Here is a 22234-nt window from a genome sequence, read left to right as displayed (position 1 = left end):
AGCGGGGCTATTTAGCCCGCTCTCTGCTCCGCCAGGAGGAAAGGCCTTGAAAGACCTACTGAATTTGCTGAAAAACCAGGGTCAAGTCGAAGAGTTCGACGCCATCCGTATTGGACTGGCATCGCCTGAGATGATCCGTTCGTGGTCGTTCGGTGAAGTTAAAAAGCCGGAAACCATCAACTACCGTACGTTCAAACCTGAGCGTGACGGCCTGTTCTGCGCCAAGATCTTTGGCCCGGTAAAGGATTACGAGTGCCTGTGCGGTAAGTACAAGCGCTTGAAGCACCGTGGTGTGATCTGCGAGAAGTGCGGCGTTGAAGTCGCACTGGCCAAGGTTCGTCGTGAGCGCATGGCGCACATCGAACTGGCTTCGCCGGTTGCCCACATCTGGTTCCTGAAATCGCTGCCGTCCCGTATCGGCTTGCTGATGGACATGACCCTGCGTGATATCGAACGCGTTCTCTACTTCGAGAGCTATGTCGTTATCGATCCAGGCATGACCACCCTTGAAAAAGGTCAGCTGCTGAACGACGAGCAGTACTTCGAAGCGCTGGAAGAGTTTGGCGACGATTTCGATGCCCGCATGGGTGCCGAAGCTGTCCGCGAACTGCTGCACGCTATCGACCTGGAGCACGAGATTGGCCGTCTGCGTGAAGAAATTCCGCAAACCAACTCCGAAACCAAGATCAAGAAGCTGTCCAAACGTCTGAAGTTGATGGAGGCCTTCCAGGGTTCCGGTAACTTGCCAGAGTGGATGGTGCTGACCGTTCTGCCGGTTCTGCCGCCAGACCTGCGTCCGCTGGTACCGTTGGACGGTGGTCGTTTCGCGACGTCCGACCTCAACGACCTGTACCGCCGCGTGATCAACCGTAACAACCGCTTGAAGCGCCTGCTCGATCTGTCCGCTCCGGACATCATCGTGCGCAACGAAAAGCGTATGTTGCAAGAAGCCGTCGATGCCCTGCTCGACAACGGTCGTCGTGGCCGCGCTATCACTGGTTCGAACAAGCGTCCTCTGAAATCCTTGGCTGACATGATCAAGGGTAAGCAAGGTCGTTTCCGTCAGAACTTGCTCGGTAAGCGTGTTGACTACTCCGGTCGTTCGGTAATTACCGTAGGCCCGACCCTGCGTCTGCACCAGTGCGGTCTGCCTAAGAAGATGGCTCTCGAGCTGTTCAAGCCGTTCATCTTCGGCAAGCTGGAAATGCGCGGTCTCGCGACCACCATCAAAGCGGCCAAGAAAATGGTCGAGCGCGAACTGCCAGAGGTTTGGGACGTTCTCGCTGAAGTGATTCGCGAACACCCGGTTCTCCTCAACCGTGCACCGACCCTTCACCGTCTGGGTATCCAGGCGTTTGAACCGGTACTGATCGAAGGTAAGGCTATCCAGCTGCACCCGCTGGTCTGTGCTGCGTACAACGCCGACTTCGACGGCGACCAAATGGCCGTGCACGTACCGCTGACACTGGAAGCCCAGTTGGAAGCGCGTGCGTTGATGATGTCGACCAACAACATCCTGTCGCCAGCCAACGGTGAGCCAATCATCGTTCCTTCGCAGGACGTTGTATTGGGTCTGTACTACATGACCCGTGAAGCGATCAACGCCAAGGGCGAAGGTCGTGTATTCGCTGACCTGCAGGAAGTTGACCGTGTGTTCCGTGCCGGCGAAGCCGCACTGCACGCCAAGGTCAAAGTGCGGATTCACGAAACCGTGAACGACCGTGACGGCGGCAGCGTGAGCAATGTCCGTATCGTCGACACCACTGTCGGCCGTGCGCTGTTGTATCAGGTTGTGCCAAAAGGTCTGTCTTACGACGTCGTCAACCTGCCGATGAAGAAAAAGGCGATCTCCAAGCTGATCAACCAGTGCTACCGCGTGGTTGGTCTGAAAGAGACCGTGATTTTCGCTGACCAGTTGATGTACACCGGTTTTGCTTATTCGACCATTTCCGGCGTTTCCATCGGTGTTAACGACTTCGTTATCCCGGATGAAAAAGCCCGCATCATCAGTGCTGCTACTGATGAAGTGAAAGAGATCGAAAGCCAGTACGCCTCCGGCCTGGTAACCCAGGGCGAGAAGTACAACAAAGTGATCGACCTTTGGTCCAAGGCCAACGACGAAGTGTCGAAGGCGATGATGTCTAACCTCTCGAAAGAGAAGGTTATCGACCGTCATGGCGTGGAAGTCGATCAAGAGTCGTTCAACTCGATGTACATGATGGCTGACTCGGGCGCACGGGGTTCTGCTGCGCAGATCCGTCAGCTCGCCGGTATGCGTGGCCTAATGGCCAAGCCGGACGGCTCCATCATCGAAACGCCAATTACTGCGAACTTCCGTGAAGGTTTGAGCGTACTTCAGTACTTCATCTCCACTCACGGTGCTCGTAAAGGTCTGGCGGATACCGCGTTGAAAACCGCGAACTCCGGTTACCTGACTCGTCGTCTGGTAGACGTGGCACAAGATCTGGTTGTAACCGAGATCGATTGCGGCACCGAACACGGTCTGCTGATGACACCGCACATTGAAGGCGGTGACGTTGTAGAGCCGCTGGGTGAGCGCGTATTGGGTCGTGTTATTGCCCGTGACGTATTCAAGCCAGGTACCGAGGAAATTATCGTTCCTGCCGGCACCCTGGTTGACGAGAAGTGGGTCGAGTTCATCGAACTCAACAGCATCGACGAAGTGATCGTTCGCTCGCCGATCAGCTGCGAAACCCGCTTCGGCATTTGCGCCAAGTGCTATGGCCGTGACTTGGCTCGTGGTCACCAGGTGAACATCGGTGAAGCGGTCGGCGTTATCGCTGCCCAGTCCATCGGTGAGCCGGGTACCCAGCTGACCATGCGTACATTCCACATCGGTGGTGCGGCAAGCCGGACCTCCGCAGCCGACAGCGTTCAGGTGAAGAACGGCGGTACCGTCCGCCTGCACAACCTGAAACACGTTGAGCGAGTGGACGGTTGCCTGGTTGCTGTGTCCCGTTCCGGTGAGCTGGCAATCGCTGATGACTACGGTCGTGAGCGTGAGCGTTACAAGCTGCCGTATGGTGCTGTGATTTCGGTTAAAGAAGGTGACAAGGTCGACGCTGGCGCAATCGTGGCTAAGTGGGACCCGCACACTCACCCAATCGTTACCGAAATGAAAGGTACCGTGACCTACGTGGGCATGGAAGAAGGCATCACGATCAAGCGTCAGACTGACGAATTGACCGGTATGACCAACATTGAAGTACTCGACGCGAAAGATCGTCCAGCTGCCGGTAAAGACATCCGTCCTGCCGTGAAGATGGTCGATGACAACGGCAAGGATCTGTTGCTGCCAGGCACTGACGTAATCGCTCAGTACTTCCTGCCAGCCAACGCCCTGGTCGGTGTAGCGGATGGTGCGAAGATCGCGATCGGCGACGTTATCGCGCGTATCCCGCAAGAGACTTCGAAGACCCGTGACATCACCGGTGGTCTGCCGCGTGTTGCCGACTTGTTCGAAGCTCGTCGTCCGAAAGAAGCGTCGATTCTGGCTGAAGTCAGCGGCACCATCGCGTTCGGTAAAGAGACCAAGGGCAAGCGCCGCCTGGTCATTACCCCGAACGACGGTAGCGATCTGTATGAAGAGCTGATTCCGAAGTGGCGTCACCTGAACGTGTTCGAAGGCGAACAGGTAAACCGCGGCGAAGTTATCTCCGACGGTCCTAGCGATCCACACGACATCCTGCGTCTGCTGGGTGTGAGTGCGCTGGCCAAGTACATCGTTAACGAGATCCAGGACGTTTACCGCCTGCAAGGCGTGAAGATCAACGATAAGCACATCGAGACCATCCTGCGTCAGATGCTGCGTAAAGTTGAAATCGCTGAATCCGGCGATTCTACTTTCATCAAGGGCGACCAGATGGAACTGACTCACGTACTGGTAGAGAACGAGCGTCTGGCAGCCGACGAGAAATTTGTTTCCAAATTCACTCGTGTACTGCTGGGTATCACCAAGGCGTCGTTGTCCACTGAATCGTTCATCTCGGCGGCCTCCTTCCAGGAGACCACTCGTGTACTGACCGAAGCAGCGGTAACCGGCAAGCGCGATTACCTGCGCGGCCTGAAAGAAAACGTGGTTGTGGGTCGTCTGATCCCAGCCGGTACCGGTTTGGCTTACCACAGCGAGCGCAAGCGCCGCCGTGAAGCTGACAAGCCGTTGCGCGTAAGCGCCAGTGAAGTGGAAGCTGCACTGACCGAAGCGCTGAACTCAAGCGGTAACTGAGTTCTGCGATAAATAAGTCTGGGCCCTGGCAGCCCCCATTCGTCGGATCGAGGCAGTTTTGCCCCGGTTCGTTGAGAGGGGAGGTCGGGGCCTTGCCTTGACTGGGGACAAGATCCTCTTTAGACTCTTGTACCCCTAAATTTGGCGGGAATTCGTTCCTGCCATTTTGCTTTTCTTGCAAGACAATAGCGTCGCAAGACAACAGTGGAGCTAGTAGATGGCAACTATCAACCAGCTGGTACGTCAGCCGCGTAAGCGTATCGTCGAGAAATCCGACGTTCCTGCGCTGCAGAACTGCCCGCAACGTCGTGGCGTATGCACTCGCGTGTATACCACTACGCCGAAAAAACCTAACTCGGCACTGCGTAAAGTATGCCGTGTGCGTCTGACCAACGGTTTCGAGGTTTCCTCGTACATCGGCGGTGAAGGCCACAACCTGCAAGAGCACAGCGTGGTGCTGATCCGCGGCGGTCGTGTAAAAGACTTGCCAGGTGTTCGTTACCACACCGTACGCGGCTCCTTGGATACTTCCGGCGTTAAAGGTCGTAACCAGGGTCGTTCGAAGTACGGTACCAAGAAGCCTAAGTAGTAGCGGCTTTTTGTAAAACTGAATCATCTTATTTTCTGAGTCGATAAGAGTAAGGTCGGAGGCGTCCCGAAAGGGCACCGATTCCGAGCGAACCTGAAGACCGTTTGAGGGCTTATCCATGCCAAGAAGACGCGTAGCAGCCAAGCGCGAAGTGCTTGACGATCCAAAATACGGAAGCCAAATTCTGGCCAAGTTCATGAACCACGTGATGGAAAGCGGCAAAAAAGCCGTTGCCGAGCGTATCGTTTATGGCGCGCTGGAAAAGGTTAAAGAACGCAAGAACAGCGACCCCCTGGAAATCTTCGAGAAAGCTCTCGACGCCATCGCTCCGCTGGTCGAAGTGAAGTCGCGCCGTGTAGGCGGTGCTACTTACCAGGTTCCGGTCGAAGTTCGTCCGTCCCGTCGTAACGCCCTGGCAATGCGCTGGTTGGTAGACTTCGCCCGTAAGCGTGGCGAGAAGTCTATGGCTCTGCGTTTGGCTGGCGAACTGTTGGACGCTGCTGAAGGTAAAGGTGCTGCTGTTAAGAAGCGTGAAGACGTGCACCGTATGGCTGAAGCTAACAAAGCTTTCTCGCACTACCGCTTCTAATTCTAGCTTCACTAATTTTGCGAGGGCTTTATGGCTCGTACTACTCCGATTAGTCGCTACCGTAACATCGGTATCGTCGCTCACGTGGATGCTGGTAAAACCACCACCACCGAGCGCGTCCTTTTTTACACCGGCAAAAGTCACAAGATGGGCGAGGTGCATGACGGCGCCGCGACCACAGACTGGATGGTTCAGGAGCAGGAGCGTGGTATTACCATTACTTCTGCTGCTATTACCGCCTTCTGGAAAGGTTCCGAGAAGCAGTACAAAGATGAGCACCGCTTCAACGTAATCGATACCCCGGGCCACGTAGACTTCACCATTGAAGTTGAGCGTTCCCTGCGCGTACTCGACGGCGCTGTCGTTGTGTTCTGCGGCACCTCGGGTGTTGAGCCTCAGTCGGAAACCGTATGGCGTCAAGCCAACAAATACGGCGTTCCACGTCTTGTTTACGTAAACAAGATGGACCGTGCTGGTGCGAACTTCCTGCGCGTGATCGGTCAGATCAAGCAGCGTCTGGGTCACACCCCAGTGCCAATCCAGTTGGCTATCGGTTCCGAAGACAACTTCCAGGGGCAGATCGATCTGCTGGCCATGGAAGCTGTTTACTGGAACGATGCTGACAAAGGTATGGTTCCTCGTCGCGAAGCTATCCCTGCAGAACTGCAGGAATTGGCTGACGAGTGGCGCAATAACATGGTTGAAGCTGCGGCCGAAGCCAACGAAGAACTGATGAACAAGTACCTCGAAGGTGAAGAACTCACCAACGCGGAAATCAAGGCCGCTCTTCGTCAGCGTACTATCGCTGGTGAGATCGTCTTGGCTGTTTGCGGTTCTTCCTTCAAGAACAAGGGTGTTCCCCTGGTTCTCGACGCCGTGATCGACTACCTGCCTGCGCCGGTTGATATTCCTGCCATCAAGGGTACTGACCCGGATGACGAGACTATCGAGCTGGAGCGTCATGCAGACGACAGCGAGCCGTTCTCGGCTCTGGCGTTCAAGATCGCTACCGACCCATTCGTGGGTACCCTGACCTTCGTCCGCGTTTACTCGGGCGTGTTGAACTCCGGCGACGGCGTGATCAACTCGGTCAAGGGCAAGAAAGAGCGTGTGGGTCGTATGGTGCAAATGCACGCAAACGCCCGTGAAGAGATCAAGGAAGTGCGCGCTGGTGACATCGCGGCCTTGATCGGCATGAAGGACGTCACCACTGGTGAAACTTTGTGCAACGCTGACAAGCCAATCATCCTGGTTCGCATGGACTTCCCGGAACCGGTTATTTCGGTTGCCGTAGAGCCTAAGACCAAGGATGACCAGGAAAAAATGGGTATTGCTCTGGGCAAACTTGCTCAGGAAGATCCATCTTTCCGCGTCAAGACTGATGAAGAGACTGGTCAAACGATCATCTCCGGCATGGGCGAGTTGCACCTGGACATCCTGGTTGACCGGATGCGCCGTGAGTTCAACGTCGAAGCCAACATCGGTAAGCCTCAGGTTTCCTATCGTGAGCGCATCACGAAGAACTGTGAAATCGAAGGCAAGTTCGTTCGTCAGTCCGGCGGTCGTGGTCAGTTCGGTCACTGCTGGATCCGTTTTGCTCCTGCTGATGAAGGTCAGGAAGGTTTGCAATTCGTGAACGAAGTAGTAGGTGGTGTTGTTCCTAAGGAATACATCCCTGCTATCCAGAAGGGTATCGAAGAGCAGATGAAGAACGGTGTTGTTGCCGGCTATCCGCTGATCGGCCTGAAAGCAACCGTTTTTGACGGTTCTTACCACGACGTCGACTCCAACGAGATGGCGTTCAAGGTGGCTGCTTCCATGGCAACCAAGCAACTGGCCCAGAAGGGCGGTGGTGAGTTGCTTGAGCCAATCATGGCGGTAGAAGTTGTTACACCTGAAGACTATATGGGTGATGTCATGGGCGACCTTAACCGTCGTCGCGGCATGATCTTGGGTATGGAAGACACGGTTTCCGGCAAAGTGATTCGCGCCGAGGTTCCGTTGGGTGAGATGTTCGGTTATGCGACCGACGTTCGCTCCATGTCCCAGGGTCGCGCAAGCTACTCTATGGAATTCAAAAAATACAACACAGCTCCGGCGCACATCGCTGAAACTGTATCCAAAAAACAAGGCTGATTCAGTCCTTTAGGCAAGGAGTTAATTGTCGTGGCTAAAGAAAAATTTGATCGTTCCCTACCGCACGTCAACGTTGGCACTATCGGTCACGTTGACCACGGTAAAACCACTCTGACTGCTGCTCTGACTCGCGTTTGCTCCGAAATTTTCGGTTCTGCAATCGTTGATTTCGATAAAATCGACAGCGCGCCAGAAGAAAAAGCTCGTGGTATCACCATCAACACCGCTCACGTTGAATACAACTCGCTGATCCGTCACTACGCTCACGTTGACTGCCCAGGTCACGCTGACTATGTGAAGAACATGATCACCGGTGCTGCCCAAATGGACGGCGCGATTCTGGTTTGCTCGGCCGCTGATGGTCCGATGCCACAAACCCGTGAGCACATCCTGCTGTCCCGCCAGGTTGGCGTTCCGTACATCGTGGTTTACCTGAACAAGGCTGACCTGGTAGACGACGCTGAGCTGCTGGAACTGGTTGAGATGGAAGTGCGCGATCTGCTGAGCACTTACGACTTCCCAGGCGACGACACTCCGATCATCATCGGTTCTGCTCGTATGGCTCTGGAAGGCAAAGACGATAACGAAATGGGCACCACGTCCGTTCGTAAACTGGTTGAGACTCTGGACAGCTACATCCCAGATCCAGTTCGTGTTATCGACAAGCCGTTCCTGATGCCAATCGAAGACGTATTCTCGATCTCCGGTCGTGGTACTGTTGTTACCGGTCGTATCGAGCGCGGTATCGTTAAGGTTCAAGATCCACTGGAAATCGTTGGTCTGCGTGACACTACCGTCACCACCTGCACCGGTGTTGAAATGTTCCGTAAGCTGCTCGACGAAGGTCGTGCTGGCGAGAACTGCGGCGTTCTGCTGCGTGGTACCAAGCGTGACGACGTTGAGCGTGGCCAGGTTCTGGTTAAGCCGGGTTCGGTTAAGCCGCACACCAAGTTCGAAGCTGAAGTGTACGTGCTGAGCAAAGAAGAAGGCGGTCGTCACACTCCGTTCTTCAAAGGCTACCGTCCACAGTTCTACTTCCGTACTACTGACGTGACTGGTAACTGCGAACTGCCGGAAGGCGTTGAAATGGTAATGCCAGGCGACAACATCAAAATGGTTGTCACCCTGATCAAAACCATCGCAATGGAAGACGGTCTGCGCTTCGCTATCCGTGAAGGCGGCCGTACCGTTGGTGCTGGCGTTGTAGCTAAAATCATCGAGTAAGCTCTTTTTTGAGTTAGCTTCGAGGTTTTGAGAAAGCCCCCGCTTAGCGGGGGCTTTTTTTATTGGGTTGACACCCATCTGGGGCGTCTATAGAATTGCGCCTCCTTTTAACGGGCGTATTGCGCTCGCTGGGAATAGCAGCCGGAGTCTGAAATCCAATGCAAAATCAGCAAATCCGTATCAGGTTGAAGGCTTTTGACCATCGCCTGATCGACCAATCCACCCAGGAAATCGTGGAAACCGCGAAACGTACTGGTGCACAAGTGCGTGGTCCAATTCCACTGCCTACCCGTAAAGAGCGGTTCACCGTTCTGGTCTCCCCGCACGTCAACAAAGACGCGCGTGACCAGTACGAGATCCGTACTCATAAGCGCGTACTGGACATCGTCCAGCCAACGGATAAAACCGTTGATGCACTTATGAAGCTTGATCTGGCGGCCGGTGTGGAAGTACAGATCAGCCTCGGCTAAGACTTGGGTCTTAGTCGTGTAACGCTCTGAAATGGGCGGCCATAGCGGGTGAAAGCCCCGTACACTCATGAGGTTTACAACATGACTATTGGTGTAGTCGGTCGTAAATGCGGTATGACCCGTATTTTCACCGAAGAAGGTGTCTCCATTCCGGTTACGGTCATTGAGATCGAGCCGAATCGCGTCACCCAGTTTAAAACTGAAGAAACCGATGGCTATCGTGCAGTGCAAGTCACTGTCGGCGAGCGTCGTGCTTCGCGTGTGACTGCTGCTCAAGCAGGTCACTTCGCTAAAGCAAACGTTGCAGCTGGTCGCACTGTTATGGAGTTCCGTCTTGAAGAAGGCGACTACCAGGCTGGCGATCTGATCAACGCTGAAATCTTCGCCGCTGGTCAACTGGTTGATGTAACCGGTCAGTCCAAAGGTAAAGGCTTCCAGGGTACGATCAAGCGTTGGAATTTCCGTGGCCAAGACAACACTCACGGTAACTCCGTTTCCCACCGCGTCCCGGGCTCTATTGGCCAGTGCCAGACTCCTGGTCGTGTATTCAAGGGCAAAAAAATGTCCGGTCATATGGGCGCTGAGCGCGTGACCGTGCAGTCCCTCGAAGTAGTGCGCGTCGACGCTGAACGCAATCTGTTGTTGGTCAAGGGTGCTGTTCCTGGCGCTACTGGCGGCAACCTGGTTGTACGTCCAGCGGCCAAGGCTCGCGGTTAAGGGGAAGCTGACATGCAATTAAATGTAAATGACGCTCAAGCGATCGAAGTTTCCGAACTGACATTTGGCGGCGAATTCAACGAGACGCTCGTTCACCAAGCAGTCGTGGCCTACATGGCCGGCGGCCGTCAAGGTAGCAAGCAGCAAAAGACCCGTTCCGACGTTCGTGGTGGCGGTAAGCGCCCTTGGCGTCAGAAAGGTACTGGCCGTGCTCGTGCCGGTACTATCCGTAGCCCAATCTGGCGCGGCGGCGGTACCACTTTCGCAGCTCGTCCTCAGGATCACACGCAGAAGCTCAACAAGAAGATGTACCGCGCAGCACTGCGCTCCATCCTTGCTGAACTCGTGCGTACTGATCGTCTGGTCGTGGTTCAGGACTTCGCTGTTGAAGCACCGAAAACCAAAGATCTGCTGAACAAGCTGAACGGCATGGGCCTGACTGACGTCTTGATCGTGTCTGAAGCTGTTGATCAGAACCTGTACCTGGCTGCTCGCAACCTGCCACACGTTGATGTACGTGACGTGCAAGGTTCCGATCCAGTTAGTCTGATCGCATACGACAAGGTGTTGATCACCGTGTCGGCCGTGAAGAAATTCGAGGAGCTGCTGGGATGAACCAGGAACGCGTATTTAAAGTTCTGCTTGGCCCGCACGTTTCCGAAAAGGCTACGGTTCTGGCTGACAAGAAAGGCCAGTTCGTTTTCAAGGTTGCAACTGACGCAACCAAGCTGGAAATCAAGAAGGCCGTCGAAAGCCTGTTCAGCGTGAAAGTAGAGCGTGTTACTACCCTGAATGTTCTGGGTAAGAGCAAGCGCACTGCTCGCGGTCTGGGCAAGCGTAATGACTGGAAGAAGGCGGTTATCTCCCTTCAGCCAGGCCAAGATCTCGATTTCAGCAGCAGTGCTGAGTAAGGAAGGGGTGCATCATGGCAATCGTTAAATGCAAACCGACTTCCCCTGGCCGCCGTTTCGTGGTCAAGGTGGTCAACCAGGAGCTGCATAAAGGCGCTCCTCACGCACCGCTGCTCGAGAAGAAATCGAAGACTGGTGGTCGTAACAACAATGGTCGCATTACCACTCGTCACATCGGTGGTGGCCATAAGCAGCATTATCGTCTGGTCGACTTCCGTCGCAACGACAAAGATGGCATCGCTGCCACTGTCGAGCGTATCGAATACGATCCAAACCGTACTGCTCACATCGCTCTGCTGCTGTACGCAGATGGCGAGCGTCGCTACATCATCGCCCCTAAAGGCGTGAGTGCTGGCGACCAGCTGATCGCAGGTGCCTTGGCACCGATCAAGCCGGGCAACGCTCTGCAACTGCGTAACATTCCAGTTGGTAGCACCGTACACGGCATCGAATTGAAGCCAGGTAAAGGCGCGCAAATCGCTCGTTCCGCTGGTGCTTCGGCTCAGCTGATCGCTCGTGAAGGTGTCTACGTGACCCTGCGTCTGCGTTCTGGTGAGATGCGTAAAGTGCTGGCTGAATGCCGCGCGACCTTGGGCGAAGTCTCGAACTCCGAGCACAGCCTGCGTTCGCTGGGTAAAGCTGGTGCCAAACGCTGGCGTGGCGTTCGCCCAACCGTTCGTGGTGTTGCCATGAACCCGGTTGACCACCCACACGGTGGTGGTGAAGGTCGTACCTCTGGTGGTCGTCATCCGGTATCGCCATGGGGCTTCCCGACTAAGGGCGCGAAGACTCGTGGTAATAAGCGTACCGACAAAATGATCGTCCGTCGTCGCAAGTAAATAGAGGGATACGACAGTGCCACGTTCTCTGAAAAAAGGTCCTTTTATTGATCTTCACCTACTGAAGAAGATCGAAGTGGCGGCGGAAAAGAACGATCGCAAACCGGTGAAAACCTGGTCGCGTCGTTCGATGATCCTGCCACAAATGGTCGGTTTGACCATCGCAGTACACAACGGTCGCCTTCACGTCCCAGTTCTCGTGAACGAAGACATGGTCGGCCACAAACTAGGCGAGTTTGCCGGTACCCGCACATATCGTGGGCACGTGGCAGACAAGAAAGCCAAGCGTTAAGGGGTTAGGAAATGGAAGTAGCCGCTAAGTTGTCGGGCGCTCGAATCTCCGCCCAGAAAGCCCGCTTGGTCGCCGACCAGATCCGCGGGAAGAAGGTGGGCGAAGCGCTCAACCTGTTGGCTTTCAGCAGTAAGAAAGCCGCCGAGATCATGAAGAAAGTGCTGGAGTCGGCCGTAGCCAACGCCGAGCATAACGAAGGCGCAGACGTTGATGACCTGAAGGTCAGCACCGTTTTCGTCAACGAAGGGCGTTCGCTGAAGCGTATCATGCCGCGTGCCAAAGGCCGTGCTGATCGCATCGTCAAGCGGTCTTGCCATATCACTGTCAAGGTTGCTGACAAGTAACGGAGTCGAAGAGATGGGTCAGAAAGTACATCCCATTGGCATTCGCCTGGGAATCGTCAAGGAGCACACCTCCGTCTGGTACGCAGACGGTCGGACTTATGCGGACTATTTGTTCGCTGATCTGAAGGTGCGTGAGTATCTCCAAGACAAACTAAAAAGCGCGTCCGTAAGCCGTATCGATATCCATCGTCCGGCACAAACTGCACGTATCACCATCCACACCGCTCGTCCAGGTATCGTTATCGGGAAGAAAGGTGAAGATGTTGAGAAACTGCGTCAGGACCTGACCAAGCAAATGGGTGTGCCTGTGCACATCAATATCGAAGAGATCCGCAAGCCGGAGCTCGACGGTATGCTGGTTGCGCAGAGCGTAGCTCAGCAGCTGGAGCGTCGCGTCATGTTCCGTCGCGCTATGAAGCGCGCCGTACAGAACGCCATGCGCATTGGTGCCAAAGGCATCAAAATCCAAGTGAGCGGTCGTCTCGGCGGTGCTGAAATCGCACGTACTGAATGGTATCGCGAAGGTCGTGTGCCATTGCACACCCTGCGTGCCGACATCGACTATGCCAACTACGAAGCTCACACCACTTATGGTGTGATCGGTGTAAAGGTTTGGATCTTCAAAGGCGAAGTAATTGGTGGTCGCCAAGAAGAACTGAAACCACAAGCACCAGCGCCTCGTAAAAAAGCTGCTAAGTAAGGGGTACGCCAAATGTTGCAACCAAAGCGTACGAAGTTCCGCAAGCAGATGACAGGCCACAACCGTGGTCTGGCTCAGCGCGGTAGCAAAGTCAGCTTCGGCGAGTTCGCGCTGAAGTCTGTAGCTCGTGGTCGTCTCACCGCTCGTCAGATCGAGTCAGCGCGTCGTGCTCTGACCCGTCACGTAAAACGTGGCGGCAAGATCTGGATCCGTGTATTCCCGGACAAGCCAATCTCCAAAAAGCCCCTCGAAGTTCGGATGGGTAAAGGTAAGGGCAACGTGGAATACTGGGTTGCCCAGATTCAGCCAGGCAAAGTCCTGTATGAAATCGAGGGTGTAACTGAAGAGCTGGCGCGTGAGGCTTTTGCCCTGGCTGCTGCAAAGCTGCCGCTCGCCACCGCCTTTGTTAAACGGACGGTGATGTGATGAAAGCGAATGAACTTCGTGAAAAATCCGCACAGCAGCTGAACGAGCAACTGCTCGGCCTGCTGCGCGACCAGTTCAATCTGCGCATGCAGAAAGCAACTGGCCAGTTGGGGCAGTCTCATCTGCTCTCGCAAGTTAAGCGTGACATTGCTCGCGTGAAGACTGTGCTCAACCAGCAGGCAGGTAAGTGATCATGGCTGAAGCCGAAAAGACTGTCCGTACGCTGACTGGCCGTGTTGTCAGCGACAAGATGGACAAAACCATCACCGTTTTGATCGAGCGTCGCGTTAAGCACCCGATCTACGGTAAATATGTTAAGCGTTCGACTAAGCTGCACGCGCACGACGAAACCAACCAGTGCCACATCGGCGACAAAGTCACTATTCGTGAAACTCGTCCGCTGGCCAAGACCAAGTCTTGGGCACTGGTTGATGTTCTCGAACGCGCTGTGGAAGTCTAAGGACTAGGGGTCGGAGAAATTATATGATTCAGACTCAATCCATGCTCGATGTGGCCGATAACAGCGGCGCTCGCCGTGTTATGTGCATCAAGGTGCTGGGTGGCTCCCATCGTCGTTACGCTGGTATCGGTGACATCATCAAAGTTACCGTGAAGGAAGCAATTCCTCGCGGTAAAGTGAAAAAAGGCCAAGTGATGACTGCTGTTGTAGTCCGCACTCGTCACGGCGTTCGCCGTGCAGATGGCTCCATTATCCGCTTTGATGGCAACGCTGCTGTTCTTCTGAACAACAAGCAAGAGCCGATCGGCACCCGTATCTTTGGGCCAGTGACCCGTGAACTTCGTACTGAGAAGTTCATGAAGATCGTCTCGCTCGCCCCAGAAGTGCTGTAAGGAGATCCGACATGCAAAAGATTCGTCGTGACGACGAGATCATCGTGATCGCCGGCAAAGACAAAGGTAAGCGCGGTAAGGTGCTTAAGGTTCTCGCTAATAACCGTCTGGTTATTGGTGGTCTGAACCTGGTTAAGCGTCATACCAAGCCTAACCCGATGTCGGGCGTACAAGGCGGTATCGTCGAAAAAGAAGCTCCGCTGGACGCTTCTAACGTCGCCATTTTCAACGGCGAAACCAACAAGGCAGACCGCGTTGGTTTCAAAGTAGAAGATGGCAAGAAAATTCGTGTCTTCAAGTCGACCCAAAAAGCGGTTGATGCTTGAACACTGCTAGGTAGAAGACCATGGCACGACTAAAAGAGATTTATTGGAAAGAAATCGCACCGAAGCTTAAGGAAGAACTTAAGCTTTCGAACGTGATGGAAGTTCCACGCGTTACCAAAATCACCCTGAACATGGGTCTGGGCGAAGCGGTCGGCGACAAAAAAGTCATCGAGCACGCTGTTGCTGACCTGGAAAAGATCACCGGTCAAAAAGTCGTTGTGACTTACGCTCGGAAATCCATCGCTGGCTTTAAAGTCCGTGAAGGTTGGCCGATCGGCGTCAAAGTGACTCTGCGCCGTGAGCGTATGTACGAATTCCTGGATCGTCTGCTGTCGATCTCCCTGCCTCGGGTCCGCGACTTCCGCGGCCTGAATGCCAAGTCCTTCGATGGTCGTGGTAACTACAGCATGGGCGTGAAAGAGCAGATCATCTTCCCGGAAATCGACTACGACAAGATCGATGCTCTCCGCGGTCTGGACATCACCCTGACCACCACTGCCAAGAACGATGATGAAGGTCGCGCCCTGTTGCGTGCTTTCAAATTCCCGTTCCGCAACTGATTGGAGTAGGACCATGGCCAAGATGAGCATGAAAAACCGCGAGCTGAAGCGTCAGCTCACGGTTGCCAAGTACGCCAAGAAGCGTGCAGCACTGAAAGCAATCATCGTTGATCTGAACGCAAGTCCAGAAGCACGTTGGGAAGCGACAGTAGCACTGCAGAAGCAGCCACGTGACGCAAGCGCCTCGCGCATGCGTAACCGCTGCCGCCTGACCGGTCGTCCACACGGCGTTTACCGCAAGTTCGGCCTCGGCCGTAACAAGCTGCGTGAAGCGGCAATGCGTGGTGACGTACCGGGTCTGGTTAAAGCCAGCTGGTAAGTACGTTCAGCGTCCAGGTGGTCGGTTTCGCAAGATACTGACCGCCGGTGGCCTTGAATCTGGAACAAGCCCCTTTTGGGGCTTGTTTCATTTCCGTAGTGTGTCTAAAATACGCGGCTCGCCTGAGCCCGTGTGTTTTATGCTCGGAGATTCTCGGCGACATATGTAGCCGCAAGGCTAATTTTTTTGTATTAGGAGCGTCTAGCCCATGAGTATGCAGGACCCGTTAGCGGACATGCTAACTCGTATCCGTAATGCCCAGATGGCTGAAAAGTCCGTCGTAAGCATGCCATCTTCCACGTTGAAGGTTGCTGTTGCCAAAGTCCTGAAAGACGAAGGCTACATTGCGGGTTATCAGATCAGCAGCGAAATCAAACCTCTGCTGTCCATCGAGCTGAAGTACTTCGAAGGCCGTCCGGTCATCGAGGAAGTGAAGCGCGTTAGCCGTCCAGGCCTGCGTCAGTACAAGTCCGTCGATGATCTGCCAAAAGTTCGTGGCGGTCTCGGTGTGTCTATCGTCTCCACCAACAAAGGTGTGATGACGGATCGTGCTGCGCGCGCTGCCGGTGTCGGCGGCGAAGTTCTTTGCACTGTGTTCTAAGGGGGGATAAGCATGTCACGCGTCGCTAAGAACCCCGTTAAGCTGCCAGCCGGTGTCGAAGTAAAATTCGCAGGCCAACAGCTTTCGGTGAAGGGTGCCAAGGGTACTCTCGAACTGAACATCCATTCGTCCGTTGAGATCGTTGAAGAAGCTGGTGAGCTGCGTTTCGCTGCTCGCAATGGCGATCAACAAACTCGCGCAATGGCCGGTACCACTCGTGCGTTGGTAAACAACATGGTCCAAGGCGTAAGCCAAGGCTTCGAGCGTAAGCTCCAGCTGGTCGGTGTTGGTTACAAAGCGCAAGCAAAAGGCACGGTTTTGAACCTGGCCCTTGGCTTCTCGCACCCAGTGGATTACGAACTGCCAGAAGGCATCACCGCTGAGACCCCTAGCCAAACCGATATCCTGATCAAGGGTATTGATAAGCAGCTGGTAGGTCAGGTGGCCGCTGAGATCCGCGACTTCCGTCCACCAGAGCCGTACAAAGGCAAAGGTGTGCGCTACGCGGACGAAGTCGTCCGTCGTAAAGAAGCCAAGAAGAAGTAGGGCATAGCAAATGACCGACAAAAAAGTTACTCGACTGCGTCGCGCTCGCAAAGCACGCCTGAAAATGCACGAACTCGAAGTCGTGCGTCTCTGCGTGTTCCGCTCGTCGCAGCACATCTACGCCCAGGTCATCTCGGCCGACGGCAACAAAGTCCTGGCAAGCGCCTCGACTTTGGATAAAGAACTGCGTGATGGTGCCACTGGCAACATCGACGCGGCCACTAAGGTTGGCCAGCTGGTCGCTACGCGTGCAAAAGCCGCTGGCGTCTCGCAGGTGGCTTTCGACCGCTCTGGCTTCAAGTATCACGGTCGCGTCAAGGCGCTGGCTGATGCTGCTCGTGAAGCTGGGCTGGAGTTCTAAGTTATGTCAAATAACGACCAAAAGCGCGACGAAGGCTACATTGAGAAGCTGGTTCAAGTTAACCGCGTAGCCAAAACCGTTAAAGGCGGCCGTATCTTCACTTTCACCGCGTTGACCGTGGTTGGTGATGGTAAAGGGCGTGTTGGCTTCGGCCGTGGCAAGTCACGTGAAGTGCCTGCTGCGATCCAGAAGGCAATGGAAGCTGCTCGTCGCAACATGATCCAAGTTGATCTGAACGGCACTACTCTGCAGTACGCAATGAAGTCCGCCCATGGCGCTTCGAAGGTGTACATGCAGCCTGCTTCTGAAGGTACCGGTATCATCGCTGGCGGCGCTATGCGTGCTGTCCTCGAAGTTGCTGGCGTTCAGAACGTTCTGGCCAAGTGCTACGGCTCGACTAACCCAGTAAACGTGGTTCACGCCACTTTCAAGGGTTTGAAAGCAATGCAGTCTCCTGAATCCATTGCCGCCAAGCGTGGCAAAAGCGTCAAGGAGATCTTCTGATCATGGCTACCGTTAAAGTAACGCTGATCAAAAGCATGACCGGTCGCATCCCTAACCACAAATTGTGCGTTAAGGGTTTGGGTCTGCGTCGCATCGGTCACACTGTAGAAGTCCAGGATACTCCCGAGAATCGCGGGATGATCAACAAGGCTTACTACATGCTGCGTGTCGAGGGTTAATCGATGAAACTCAATGATCTGAGTCCAGCGCCGGGTTCCCGTCGCGAAAAGCATCGTCCGGGCCGTGGTATCGGTAGCGGTTTGGGTAAGACTGGTGGCCGTGGCCACAAAGGTCAAACCTCCCGCTCCGGTGGCACCATCGCTCCAGGCTTTGAAGGCGGTCAACAGCCGCTGCATCGTCGCCTGCCTAAGTTCGGTTTCGTATCCCTGAAAGCCATGGATCGCGCAGAAGTGCGTTTGTCCGAGCTGGCTAAAGTGGAAGGCGACATCGTTACTGTGCAGACCCTGAAAGATGCCAACGTGATCAACGTCAACGTACAGCGTGTGAAAATCATGCTGTCCGGTGAAGTGACCCGCGCTGTCACTATCGGCAAGGGAATCGGCGCCACCAAAGGTGCGCGTTCGGCTATCGAAGCAGCTGGCGGCAAGTTCGAGGAATAAATGGCTAAGCAAGGTGCTCTCTCAGCGCTCGGCAAAGGCGGTATGTCTGAACTTTGGGCTCGTCTGCGTTTTCTGTTCCTGGCGATTATCGTCTACCGAATAGGCGCACACATCCCGGTTCCAGGTATCAACCCGGACCGACTCGCAGACCTGTTTCGACAGAATGAGGGGACCATTCTTAGCTTGTTCAACATGTTTTCCGGCGGCGCGCTGGAACGGATGAGCATCTTTGCACTGGGGATCATGCCGTACATTTCGGCATCGATCATCATGCAGTTGATGACCGCCGTCAGCCCGCAGTTGGAGCAGTTGAAGAAGGAAGGTGAAGCTGGCCGTCGCAAGATTAGCCAGTACACCCGCTACGGCACTGTCATCCTTGCCCTGGTTCAAGCTGTCGGCATGTCCGTTGGCTTGGCGGGGCAGGGTGTTGCGTTCACTGGTGACTTTGGCTTCCATTTCGTTGCGGTATCCACGTTTGTGGCTGGTGCGATGTTTATGATGTGGCTGGGTGAGCAGATTACTGAGCGTGGTGTTGGTAACGGTATCTCGATGTTGATTTTCGCAGGTATCGTCGCCGGTCTTCCGAGAGCAATCGGGCAGTCTTTCGAGTCTGCACGTCAGGGTGATATCAATATTTTTGCCCTGGTTGCCATCGGTTTGCTGGCAGTAGCGATTATCGGTTTTGTGGTGTTCATTGAGCGTGGCCAGCGTCGTATTGCTGTTCACTACGCCAAGCGTCAGCAGGGCCGCAAGGTTTTTGCTGCGCAGACCAGCCACTTGCCGCTGAAAGTGAATATGGCCGGTGTTATTCCGGCAATTTTCGCGAGCAGCATTTTGCTGTTTCCGGCTTCGTTGGGTACCTGGTTTGGTCAGTCTGAAAACATGGGCTGGCTGCAGGACCTTTCTCAGTCGATCGCTCCTGGTCAGCCGTTGAATATTCTGCTGTTTAGTGCAGGGATTATTTTCTTCTGCTTCTTCTATACGGCGTTGATGTTCAATCCGAAAGACGTAGCGGAAAACCTGAAGAAGTCCGGTGCCTTTATTCCGGGCATCCGTCCAGGTGAGCAGTCTGCACGCTACATTGATGGCGTTCTGACTCGTTTGACCCTGTTCGGTGCTCTATATATGACGGCCGTGTGCTTGTTGCCCCAGTTCCTGGTGGTTGCGGCAAACGTTCCGTTCTACCTTGGCGGGACCTCGTTGCTGATCGTCGTCGTGGTTGTGATGGACTTCATGTCCCAAGTACAATCGCACCTCGTTTCGCACCAGTACGAATCCCTGATGAAGAAAGCCAACCTGAAGGGTTACGGCAGCGGCATGTTGCGCTGAGTACCCATAAGGTTCGAGGAGTTGGTGATGAAAGTTCGTGCATCGGTGAAAAAGCTGTGCCGTAACTGCAAAATTATTCGCCGCGAAGGTGTTGTTCGAGTAATTTGCAGCGCGGAACCGCGTCACAAACAGCGCCAAGGCTGAGTGTGATCCGCTTGAAGCCCGGCAGCTAGTGCGCTGCCGGGTTGATTATTTGTTATTACAGCGATATTATCTCGCGCCCTATTTCTTGGCTTCCGGGGCGTAGGTAGCTGTCAATTGGAGTCCCACTGAATGGCCCGTATTGCAGGCGTTAACATTCCAGATAACAAGCACACTGTTATCTCGCTGACCTACATCTATGGTGTTGGTCGCACTACTGCGCAGAAAATTTGCGCAGATACTGGGGTAAACCCAGCCGCAAAGATTAAAGATCTGAGCGACGAGCAGATTGAGCTGTTGCGTGGCGAAGTGGCGAAGTTCACCACTGAAGGTGACCTGCGTCGCGAAATCAACATGAAAATCAAGCGTTTGATGGACCTCGGTTGCTACCGTGGTCTGCGTCATCGTCGTGGTCTTCCAGTACGCGGTCAGCGTACCAAGACTAACGCGCGTACCCGTAAAGGTCCGCGTAAGCCGATCCGCAAGTAATCGCCCACGCGAATCGACAGGAAATTAATCATGGCAAAACCTGCTGCTCGTCCTCGTAAAAAAGTTAAAAAGACAGTGGTTGATGGCATCGCCCACATCCATGCTTCTTTTAACAACACAATCGTGACCATCACCGACCGTCAAGGTAACGCGCTTTCTTGGGCTACCTCCGGTGGTTCGGGTTTCCGCGGTTCCCGCAAGTCCACCCCGTTTGCTGCTCAAGTAGCTGCTGAACGTGCTGGTCAAGCTGCGCTGGAATACGGCCTGAAAAACCTTGACGTTAACGTCAAAGGTCCAGGTCCAGGTCGTGAGTCTGCTGTCCGTGCTTTGAACGGCTGTGGCTATAAGATCGCCAGCATCACCGACGTGACGCCAATCCCGCACAACGGGTGCCGTCCGCCGAAGAAGCGCCGCGTGTAATCCAGGAGATTGTAAAGAATGGCTCGTTACATTGGTCCAAAATGCAAACTCGCTCGTCGCGAAGGCACCGATCTCTTCCTGAAGAGCGGCGTGCGCGCGATCGAATCGAAGTGCAACATTGAAGCAGCACCTGGTATCCACGGCCAACGCCGCGGTCGCCAGTCCGATTACGGCACCCAACTGCGTGAAAAGCAGAAGGTCCGTCGTATTTACGGCGTTCTCGAGCGTCAGTTCAGCGGCTACTACAAAGAAGCTGCTGGCAAGAAAGGTGCAACCGGTGAAAACCTGCTGCAACTGCTCGAATGCCGTCTGGACAACGTTGTATACCGTATGGGCTTTGGTTCTACTCGTGCCGAATCCCGTCAGCTGGTATCGCACAAGTCGATCAGCGTTAACGGTCAGACCGTAAACGTTCCGTCCTACCAGGTTCGTGCTGGTGACGTGGTCGCTGTCCGCGAGAAAGCAAAAAACCAACTTCGCATTGTCCAAGCTCTCGATCTGTGTGCCCAACGTGGCCGCGTAGAATGGGTAGAAGTAGACACTGAGAAGAAGTCGGGCGTTTTCAAGAACGTTCCTGCTCGCAGTGATCTGTCCGCCGACATCAACGAAAGCCTGATTGTCGAGCTCTACTCCAAGTAAGGGCTAGAAAATAGGTGCATCCATGCAGATTTCGGTAAATGAGTTCCTGACACCCCGCCACATTGATGTGCAGGTTGTCAGTCCAACCCGCGCCAAAATCACTCTCGAGCCTCTCGAGCGTGGTTTTGGCCACACCCTGGGCAACGCGCTGCGCCGCATCCTGTTGTCCTCAATGCCCGGCTGTGCAGTAGTCGAGGCCGAGATTGACGGTGTGCTCCACGAGTACAGCGCCATCGAAGGTGTACAGGAAGACGTAATTGAAATCCTGTTGAACCTTAAAGGTCTGGCTATCAAGCTGCACGGCCGTGACGAAGTTACGCTGACCTTGTCGAAGAAGGGTTCGGGGGTGGTTACCGCTGCCGATATTCAGCTGGATCATGATGTCGAGATCGTTAACCCCGATCACGTAATCGCTAACCTGGCGTCTAACGGCGCCCTGAACATGAAGCTCACTGTAGCTCGTGGTCGTGGTTATGAACCGGCCGACTCGCGTCAGAGCGATGAAGACGAAAGCCGCAGCATTGGTCGCTTGCAGCTTGATTCTTCGTTCAGCCCGGTTCGCCGCATCGCATACGTGGTGGAAAACGCCCGTGTCGAGCAGCGTACTAACCTGGACAAGCTGGTTATTGATCTGGAAACCAACGGTACTCTGGACCCTGAAGAGGCTATCCGTCGCGCTGCAACCATTCTGCAACAGCAGTTGGCTGCGTTCGTCGACCTCAAAGGTGACAGCGAACCAGTGGTAATCGAGCAGGAAGACGAGATCGATCCGATCCTGCTTCGCCCGGTTGACGATCTGGAACTGACTGTACGTTCGGCTAACTGCCTTAAGGCGGAAAACATTTACTACATCGGCGACCTGATTCAGCGTACCGAAGTAGAACTGTTGAAGACTCCGAACCTGGGCAAGAAATCCTTGACTGAAATCAAGGACGTTCTGGCCTCCCGCGGTCTGTCCCTCGGCATGCGCCTCGACAACTGGCCGCCTGCAAGTCTTAAGAAGGACGACAAGGCGACTGCCTGATCGTCGTAATCACCGAACGT

Annotated in this window: 32 protein-coding genes; all 32 read left to right on the top strand. The window is 54.5% G+C overall.

Annotated elements, in window-relative coordinates:
- Positions 1–46 precede the first annotated feature (46 nt).
- The 32 genes from rpoC to ACS5Q8_RS25825 all read left to right on the top strand — a co-directional run bounded on the left by rpoC (position 47) and on the right by ACS5Q8_RS25825 (position 22214).
- Entirely contained in the window at positions 47–4246 is a 4200-nt protein-coding gene (gene rpoC / locus ACS5Q8_RS25980; RefSeq protein WP_247396019.1) for a DNA-directed RNA polymerase subunit beta', read from the top strand.
- 217 nt (positions 4247–4463) lie between these two features.
- Positions 4464–4835, top strand: a complete 372-nt coding sequence (gene rpsL / locus ACS5Q8_RS25975) for a 30S ribosomal protein S12 (protein WP_002555494.1) — start codon at positions 4464–4466, stop codon at positions 4833–4835.
- Between the two features lie 118 nt (positions 4836–4953).
- A complete protein-coding gene (gene rpsG / locus ACS5Q8_RS25970) occupies positions 4954–5424 on the top strand; it encodes a 30S ribosomal protein S7 (RefSeq protein ID WP_002555493.1) in 471 nt (156 codons plus the stop codon).
- Between the two features lie 30 nt (positions 5425–5454).
- Entirely contained in the window at positions 5455–7560 is a 2106-nt protein-coding gene (fusA, locus tag ACS5Q8_RS25965; RefSeq protein ID WP_465159562.1) for an elongation factor G, read from the top strand.
- A gap of 30 nt (positions 7561–7590) precedes the next feature.
- Positions 7591–8784 carry an elongation factor Tu gene (tuf, locus tag ACS5Q8_RS25960; RefSeq protein WP_247396021.1) on the top strand — a complete coding sequence of 398 codons (1194 nt, stop codon included), beginning with the start codon at positions 7591–7593 and terminating at the stop codon, positions 8782–8784.
- 158 nt (positions 8785–8942) lie between these two features.
- On the top strand, positions 8943–9254 hold the full coding sequence (rpsJ, locus tag ACS5Q8_RS25955) for a 30S ribosomal protein S10 (RefSeq protein WP_003186070.1): 312 nt from the start codon (positions 8943–8945) through the stop codon (positions 9252–9254).
- An 81-nt stretch (positions 9255–9335) separates the two neighbouring features.
- On the top strand, positions 9336–9971 hold the full coding sequence (gene rplC / locus ACS5Q8_RS25950; protein ID WP_007253310.1) for a 50S ribosomal protein L3: 636 nt from the start codon (positions 9336–9338) through the stop codon (positions 9969–9971).
- Between the two features lie 12 nt (positions 9972–9983).
- Positions 9984–10586, top strand: coding sequence for a 50S ribosomal protein L4 (gene rplD, locus ACS5Q8_RS25945; protein ID WP_003210082.1), 603 nt, complete (start codon positions 9984–9986; stop codon positions 10584–10586).
- Positions 10583–10882: a 50S ribosomal protein L23 gene (rplW, locus tag ACS5Q8_RS25940; RefSeq protein ID WP_002555488.1), complete on the top strand. Its 300-nt coding sequence runs from the start codon at positions 10583–10585 to the stop codon at positions 10880–10882. Before rplD ends, rplW begins: the two co-directional genes overlap by 4 nt.
- A 14-nt stretch (positions 10883–10896) precedes the next feature.
- Positions 10897–11721 carry a 50S ribosomal protein L2 gene (gene rplB, locus ACS5Q8_RS25935; RefSeq protein WP_003210080.1) on the top strand — a complete coding sequence of 275 codons (825 nt, stop codon included), beginning with the start codon at positions 10897–10899 and terminating at the stop codon, positions 11719–11721.
- Between the two features lie 16 nt (positions 11722–11737).
- Positions 11738–12013: a 30S ribosomal protein S19 gene (gene rpsS / locus ACS5Q8_RS25930; protein ID WP_003232420.1), complete on the top strand. Its 276-nt coding sequence runs from the start codon at positions 11738–11740 to the stop codon at positions 12011–12013.
- 11 nt (positions 12014–12024) lie between these two features.
- Complete coding sequence (rplV, locus tag ACS5Q8_RS25925; protein ID WP_003103908.1) at positions 12025–12357, top strand: 50S ribosomal protein L22; 333 nt, start codon at positions 12025–12027, stop codon at positions 12355–12357.
- Between the two features lie 13 nt (positions 12358–12370).
- On the top strand, positions 12371–13057 hold the full coding sequence (gene rpsC / locus ACS5Q8_RS25920; RefSeq protein WP_003176422.1) for a 30S ribosomal protein S3: 687 nt from the start codon (positions 12371–12373) through the stop codon (positions 13055–13057).
- 12 nt (positions 13058–13069) lie between these two features.
- Positions 13070–13483, top strand: coding sequence for a 50S ribosomal protein L16 (gene rplP / locus ACS5Q8_RS25915; protein ID WP_003232424.1), 414 nt, complete (start codon positions 13070–13072; stop codon positions 13481–13483).
- Complete coding sequence (gene rpmC / locus ACS5Q8_RS25910) at positions 13483–13674, top strand: 50S ribosomal protein L29 (RefSeq protein WP_002555481.1); 192 nt, start codon at positions 13483–13485, stop codon at positions 13672–13674. Before rplP ends, rpmC begins: the two co-directional genes overlap by 1 nt.
- A gap of 2 nt (positions 13675–13676) precedes the next feature.
- Complete coding sequence (rpsQ, locus tag ACS5Q8_RS25905) at positions 13677–13943, top strand: 30S ribosomal protein S17 (protein WP_003176419.1); 267 nt, start codon at positions 13677–13679, stop codon at positions 13941–13943.
- A 23-nt stretch (positions 13944–13966) separates the two neighbouring features.
- Complete coding sequence (gene rplN, locus ACS5Q8_RS25900; protein ID WP_002555479.1) at positions 13967–14335, top strand: 50S ribosomal protein L14; 369 nt, start codon at positions 13967–13969, stop codon at positions 14333–14335.
- A gap of 11 nt (positions 14336–14346) precedes the next feature.
- Positions 14347–14661 carry a 50S ribosomal protein L24 gene (gene rplX, locus ACS5Q8_RS25895; protein ID WP_003176416.1) on the top strand — a complete coding sequence of 105 codons (315 nt, stop codon included), beginning with the start codon at positions 14347–14349 and terminating at the stop codon, positions 14659–14661.
- Positions 14662–14681: 20 nt separating this feature from the next.
- Positions 14682–15221, top strand: coding sequence for a 50S ribosomal protein L5 (gene rplE / locus ACS5Q8_RS25890; protein WP_003176415.1), 540 nt, complete (start codon positions 14682–14684; stop codon positions 15219–15221).
- A 13-nt stretch (positions 15222–15234) separates the two neighbouring features.
- Positions 15235–15540, top strand: a complete 306-nt coding sequence (rpsN, locus tag ACS5Q8_RS25885; RefSeq protein ID WP_003176414.1) for a 30S ribosomal protein S14 — start codon at positions 15235–15237, stop codon at positions 15538–15540.
- A gap of 208 nt (positions 15541–15748) precedes the next feature.
- Positions 15749–16141 (top strand): 30S ribosomal protein S8, encoded by a 393-nt coding sequence (gene rpsH, locus ACS5Q8_RS25880; RefSeq protein ID WP_003186040.1) that lies wholly within the window; start codon positions 15749–15751, stop codon positions 16139–16141.
- Between the two features lie 12 nt (positions 16142–16153).
- On the top strand, positions 16154–16687 hold the full coding sequence (gene rplF / locus ACS5Q8_RS25875) for a 50S ribosomal protein L6 (protein WP_003176412.1): 534 nt from the start codon (positions 16154–16156) through the stop codon (positions 16685–16687).
- 10 nt (positions 16688–16697) lie between these two features.
- Positions 16698–17048: a 50S ribosomal protein L18 gene (gene rplR, locus ACS5Q8_RS25870; protein ID WP_003186037.1), complete on the top strand. Its 351-nt coding sequence runs from the start codon at positions 16698–16700 to the stop codon at positions 17046–17048.
- Between the two features lie 3 nt (positions 17049–17051).
- Positions 17052–17552 carry a 30S ribosomal protein S5 gene (gene rpsE / locus ACS5Q8_RS25865; protein ID WP_003186035.1) on the top strand — a complete coding sequence of 167 codons (501 nt, stop codon included), beginning with the start codon at positions 17052–17054 and terminating at the stop codon, positions 17550–17552.
- A 2-nt stretch (positions 17553–17554) separates the two neighbouring features.
- Complete coding sequence (gene rpmD / locus ACS5Q8_RS25860; protein WP_003176408.1) at positions 17555–17731, top strand: 50S ribosomal protein L30; 177 nt, start codon at positions 17555–17557, stop codon at positions 17729–17731.
- 3 nt (positions 17732–17734) lie between these two features.
- Positions 17735–18172, top strand: a complete 438-nt coding sequence (gene rplO, locus ACS5Q8_RS25855; RefSeq protein ID WP_003176407.1) for a 50S ribosomal protein L15 — start codon at positions 17735–17737, stop codon at positions 18170–18172.
- Entirely contained in the window at positions 18173–19501 is a 1329-nt protein-coding gene (gene secY, locus ACS5Q8_RS25850; protein WP_276195103.1) for a preprotein translocase subunit SecY, read from the top strand.
- 27 nt (positions 19502–19528) lie between these two features.
- Positions 19529–19645 carry a 50S ribosomal protein L36 gene (gene rpmJ / locus ACS5Q8_RS25845; RefSeq protein WP_002555468.1) on the top strand — a complete coding sequence of 39 codons (117 nt, stop codon included), beginning with the start codon at positions 19529–19531 and terminating at the stop codon, positions 19643–19645.
- A 129-nt stretch (positions 19646–19774) separates the two neighbouring features.
- Positions 19775–20131 carry a 30S ribosomal protein S13 gene (gene rpsM / locus ACS5Q8_RS25840; protein WP_003210063.1) on the top strand — a complete coding sequence of 119 codons (357 nt, stop codon included), beginning with the start codon at positions 19775–19777 and terminating at the stop codon, positions 20129–20131.
- 30 nt (positions 20132–20161) lie between these two features.
- Positions 20162–20551 (top strand): 30S ribosomal protein S11, encoded by a 390-nt coding sequence (gene rpsK / locus ACS5Q8_RS25835; protein WP_002555466.1) that lies wholly within the window; start codon positions 20162–20164, stop codon positions 20549–20551.
- Between the two features lie 18 nt (positions 20552–20569).
- Positions 20570–21190: a 30S ribosomal protein S4 gene (rpsD, locus tag ACS5Q8_RS25830; protein ID WP_003176404.1), complete on the top strand. Its 621-nt coding sequence runs from the start codon at positions 20570–20572 to the stop codon at positions 21188–21190.
- 22 nt (positions 21191–21212) lie between these two features.
- Positions 21213–22214, top strand: coding sequence for a DNA-directed RNA polymerase subunit alpha (locus ACS5Q8_RS25825; RefSeq protein ID WP_003176403.1), 1002 nt, complete (start codon positions 21213–21215; stop codon positions 22212–22214).
- The last annotated feature ends 20 nt before the right edge of the window (positions 22215–22234 follow it).

It is taken from the genome of Pseudomonas sp. PAMC25584 (assembly GCF_058135675.1).
The sequence above is the reverse complement of the archived record's forward strand: the minus strand, read 5'-3'. Positions and strand labels throughout refer to the sequence as shown.

What these genes read in the sequence shown, in the direction of transcription:
- ACS5Q8_RS25825 (WP_003176403.1), top strand. Translation starts at nt 21,213, where the DNA reads ATGCAGATTTCGGTAAATGAGTTCCTGACACCCCGCCACATTGATGTG.
- rplF (WP_003176412.1), top strand. Translation starts at nt 16,154, where the DNA reads ATGTCACGCGTCGCTAAGAACCCCGTTAAGCTGCCAGCCGGTGTCGAA.
- rpsE (WP_003186035.1), top strand. Translation starts at nt 17,052, where the DNA reads ATGTCAAATAACGACCAAAAGCGCGACGAAGGCTACATTGAGAAGCTG.
- rplP (WP_003232424.1), top strand. Translation starts at nt 13,070, where the DNA reads ATGTTGCAACCAAAGCGTACGAAGTTCCGCAAGCAGATGACAGGCCAC.
- rpsH (WP_003186040.1), top strand. Translation starts at nt 15,749, where the DNA reads ATGAGTATGCAGGACCCGTTAGCGGACATGCTAACTCGTATCCGTAAT.
- rpsC (WP_003176422.1), top strand. Translation starts at nt 12,371, where the DNA reads ATGGGTCAGAAAGTACATCCCATTGGCATTCGCCTGGGAATCGTCAAG.
- rplX (WP_003176416.1), top strand. Translation starts at nt 14,347, where the DNA reads ATGCAAAAGATTCGTCGTGACGACGAGATCATCGTGATCGCCGGCAAA.
- rpsD (WP_003176404.1), top strand. Translation starts at nt 20,570, where the DNA reads ATGGCTCGTTACATTGGTCCAAAATGCAAACTCGCTCGTCGCGAAGGC.
- rpsK (WP_002555466.1), top strand. Translation starts at nt 20,162, where the DNA reads ATGGCAAAACCTGCTGCTCGTCCTCGTAAAAAAGTTAAAAAGACAGTG.
- rpmC (WP_002555481.1), top strand. Translation starts at nt 13,483, where the DNA reads ATGAAAGCGAATGAACTTCGTGAAAAATCCGCACAGCAGCTGAACGAG.
- rplB (WP_003210080.1), top strand. Translation starts at nt 10,897, where the DNA reads ATGGCAATCGTTAAATGCAAACCGACTTCCCCTGGCCGCCGTTTCGTG.
- rpsG (WP_002555493.1), top strand. Translation starts at nt 4,954, where the DNA reads ATGCCAAGAAGACGCGTAGCAGCCAAGCGCGAAGTGCTTGACGATCCA.
- rplD (WP_003210082.1), top strand. Translation starts at nt 9,984, where the DNA reads ATGCAATTAAATGTAAATGACGCTCAAGCGATCGAAGTTTCCGAACTG.
- rpsL (WP_002555494.1), top strand. Translation starts at nt 4,464, where the DNA reads ATGGCAACTATCAACCAGCTGGTACGTCAGCCGCGTAAGCGTATCGTC.
- rpsQ (WP_003176419.1), top strand. Translation starts at nt 13,677, where the DNA reads ATGGCTGAAGCCGAAAAGACTGTCCGTACGCTGACTGGCCGTGTTGTC.
- rpsJ (WP_003186070.1), top strand. Translation starts at nt 8,943, where the DNA reads ATGCAAAATCAGCAAATCCGTATCAGGTTGAAGGCTTTTGACCATCGC.
- rpsM (WP_003210063.1), top strand. Translation starts at nt 19,775, where the DNA reads ATGGCCCGTATTGCAGGCGTTAACATTCCAGATAACAAGCACACTGTT.
- fusA (WP_465159562.1), top strand. Translation starts at nt 5,455, where the DNA reads ATGGCTCGTACTACTCCGATTAGTCGCTACCGTAACATCGGTATCGTC.
- rplN (WP_002555479.1), top strand. Translation starts at nt 13,967, where the DNA reads ATGATTCAGACTCAATCCATGCTCGATGTGGCCGATAACAGCGGCGCT.
- rpmJ (WP_002555468.1), top strand. Translation starts at nt 19,529, where the DNA reads ATGAAAGTTCGTGCATCGGTGAAAAAGCTGTGCCGTAACTGCAAAATT.
- rplO (WP_003176407.1), top strand. Translation starts at nt 17,735, where the DNA reads ATGAAACTCAATGATCTGAGTCCAGCGCCGGGTTCCCGTCGCGAAAAG.
- rpsN (WP_003176414.1), top strand. Translation starts at nt 15,235, where the DNA reads ATGGCCAAGATGAGCATGAAAAACCGCGAGCTGAAGCGTCAGCTCACG.
- rplC (WP_007253310.1), top strand. Translation starts at nt 9,336, where the DNA reads ATGACTATTGGTGTAGTCGGTCGTAAATGCGGTATGACCCGTATTTTC.
- rplW (WP_002555488.1), top strand. Translation starts at nt 10,583, where the DNA reads ATGAACCAGGAACGCGTATTTAAAGTTCTGCTTGGCCCGCACGTTTCC.
- secY (WP_276195103.1), top strand. Translation starts at nt 18,173, where the DNA reads ATGGCTAAGCAAGGTGCTCTCTCAGCGCTCGGCAAAGGCGGTATGTCT.
- rplR (WP_003186037.1), top strand. Translation starts at nt 16,698, where the DNA reads ATGACCGACAAAAAAGTTACTCGACTGCGTCGCGCTCGCAAAGCACGC.
- rpmD (WP_003176408.1), top strand. Translation starts at nt 17,555, where the DNA reads ATGGCTACCGTTAAAGTAACGCTGATCAAAAGCATGACCGGTCGCATC.
- rplE (WP_003176415.1), top strand. Translation starts at nt 14,682, where the DNA reads ATGGCACGACTAAAAGAGATTTATTGGAAAGAAATCGCACCGAAGCTT.
- rplV (WP_003103908.1), top strand. Translation starts at nt 12,025, where the DNA reads ATGGAAGTAGCCGCTAAGTTGTCGGGCGCTCGAATCTCCGCCCAGAAA.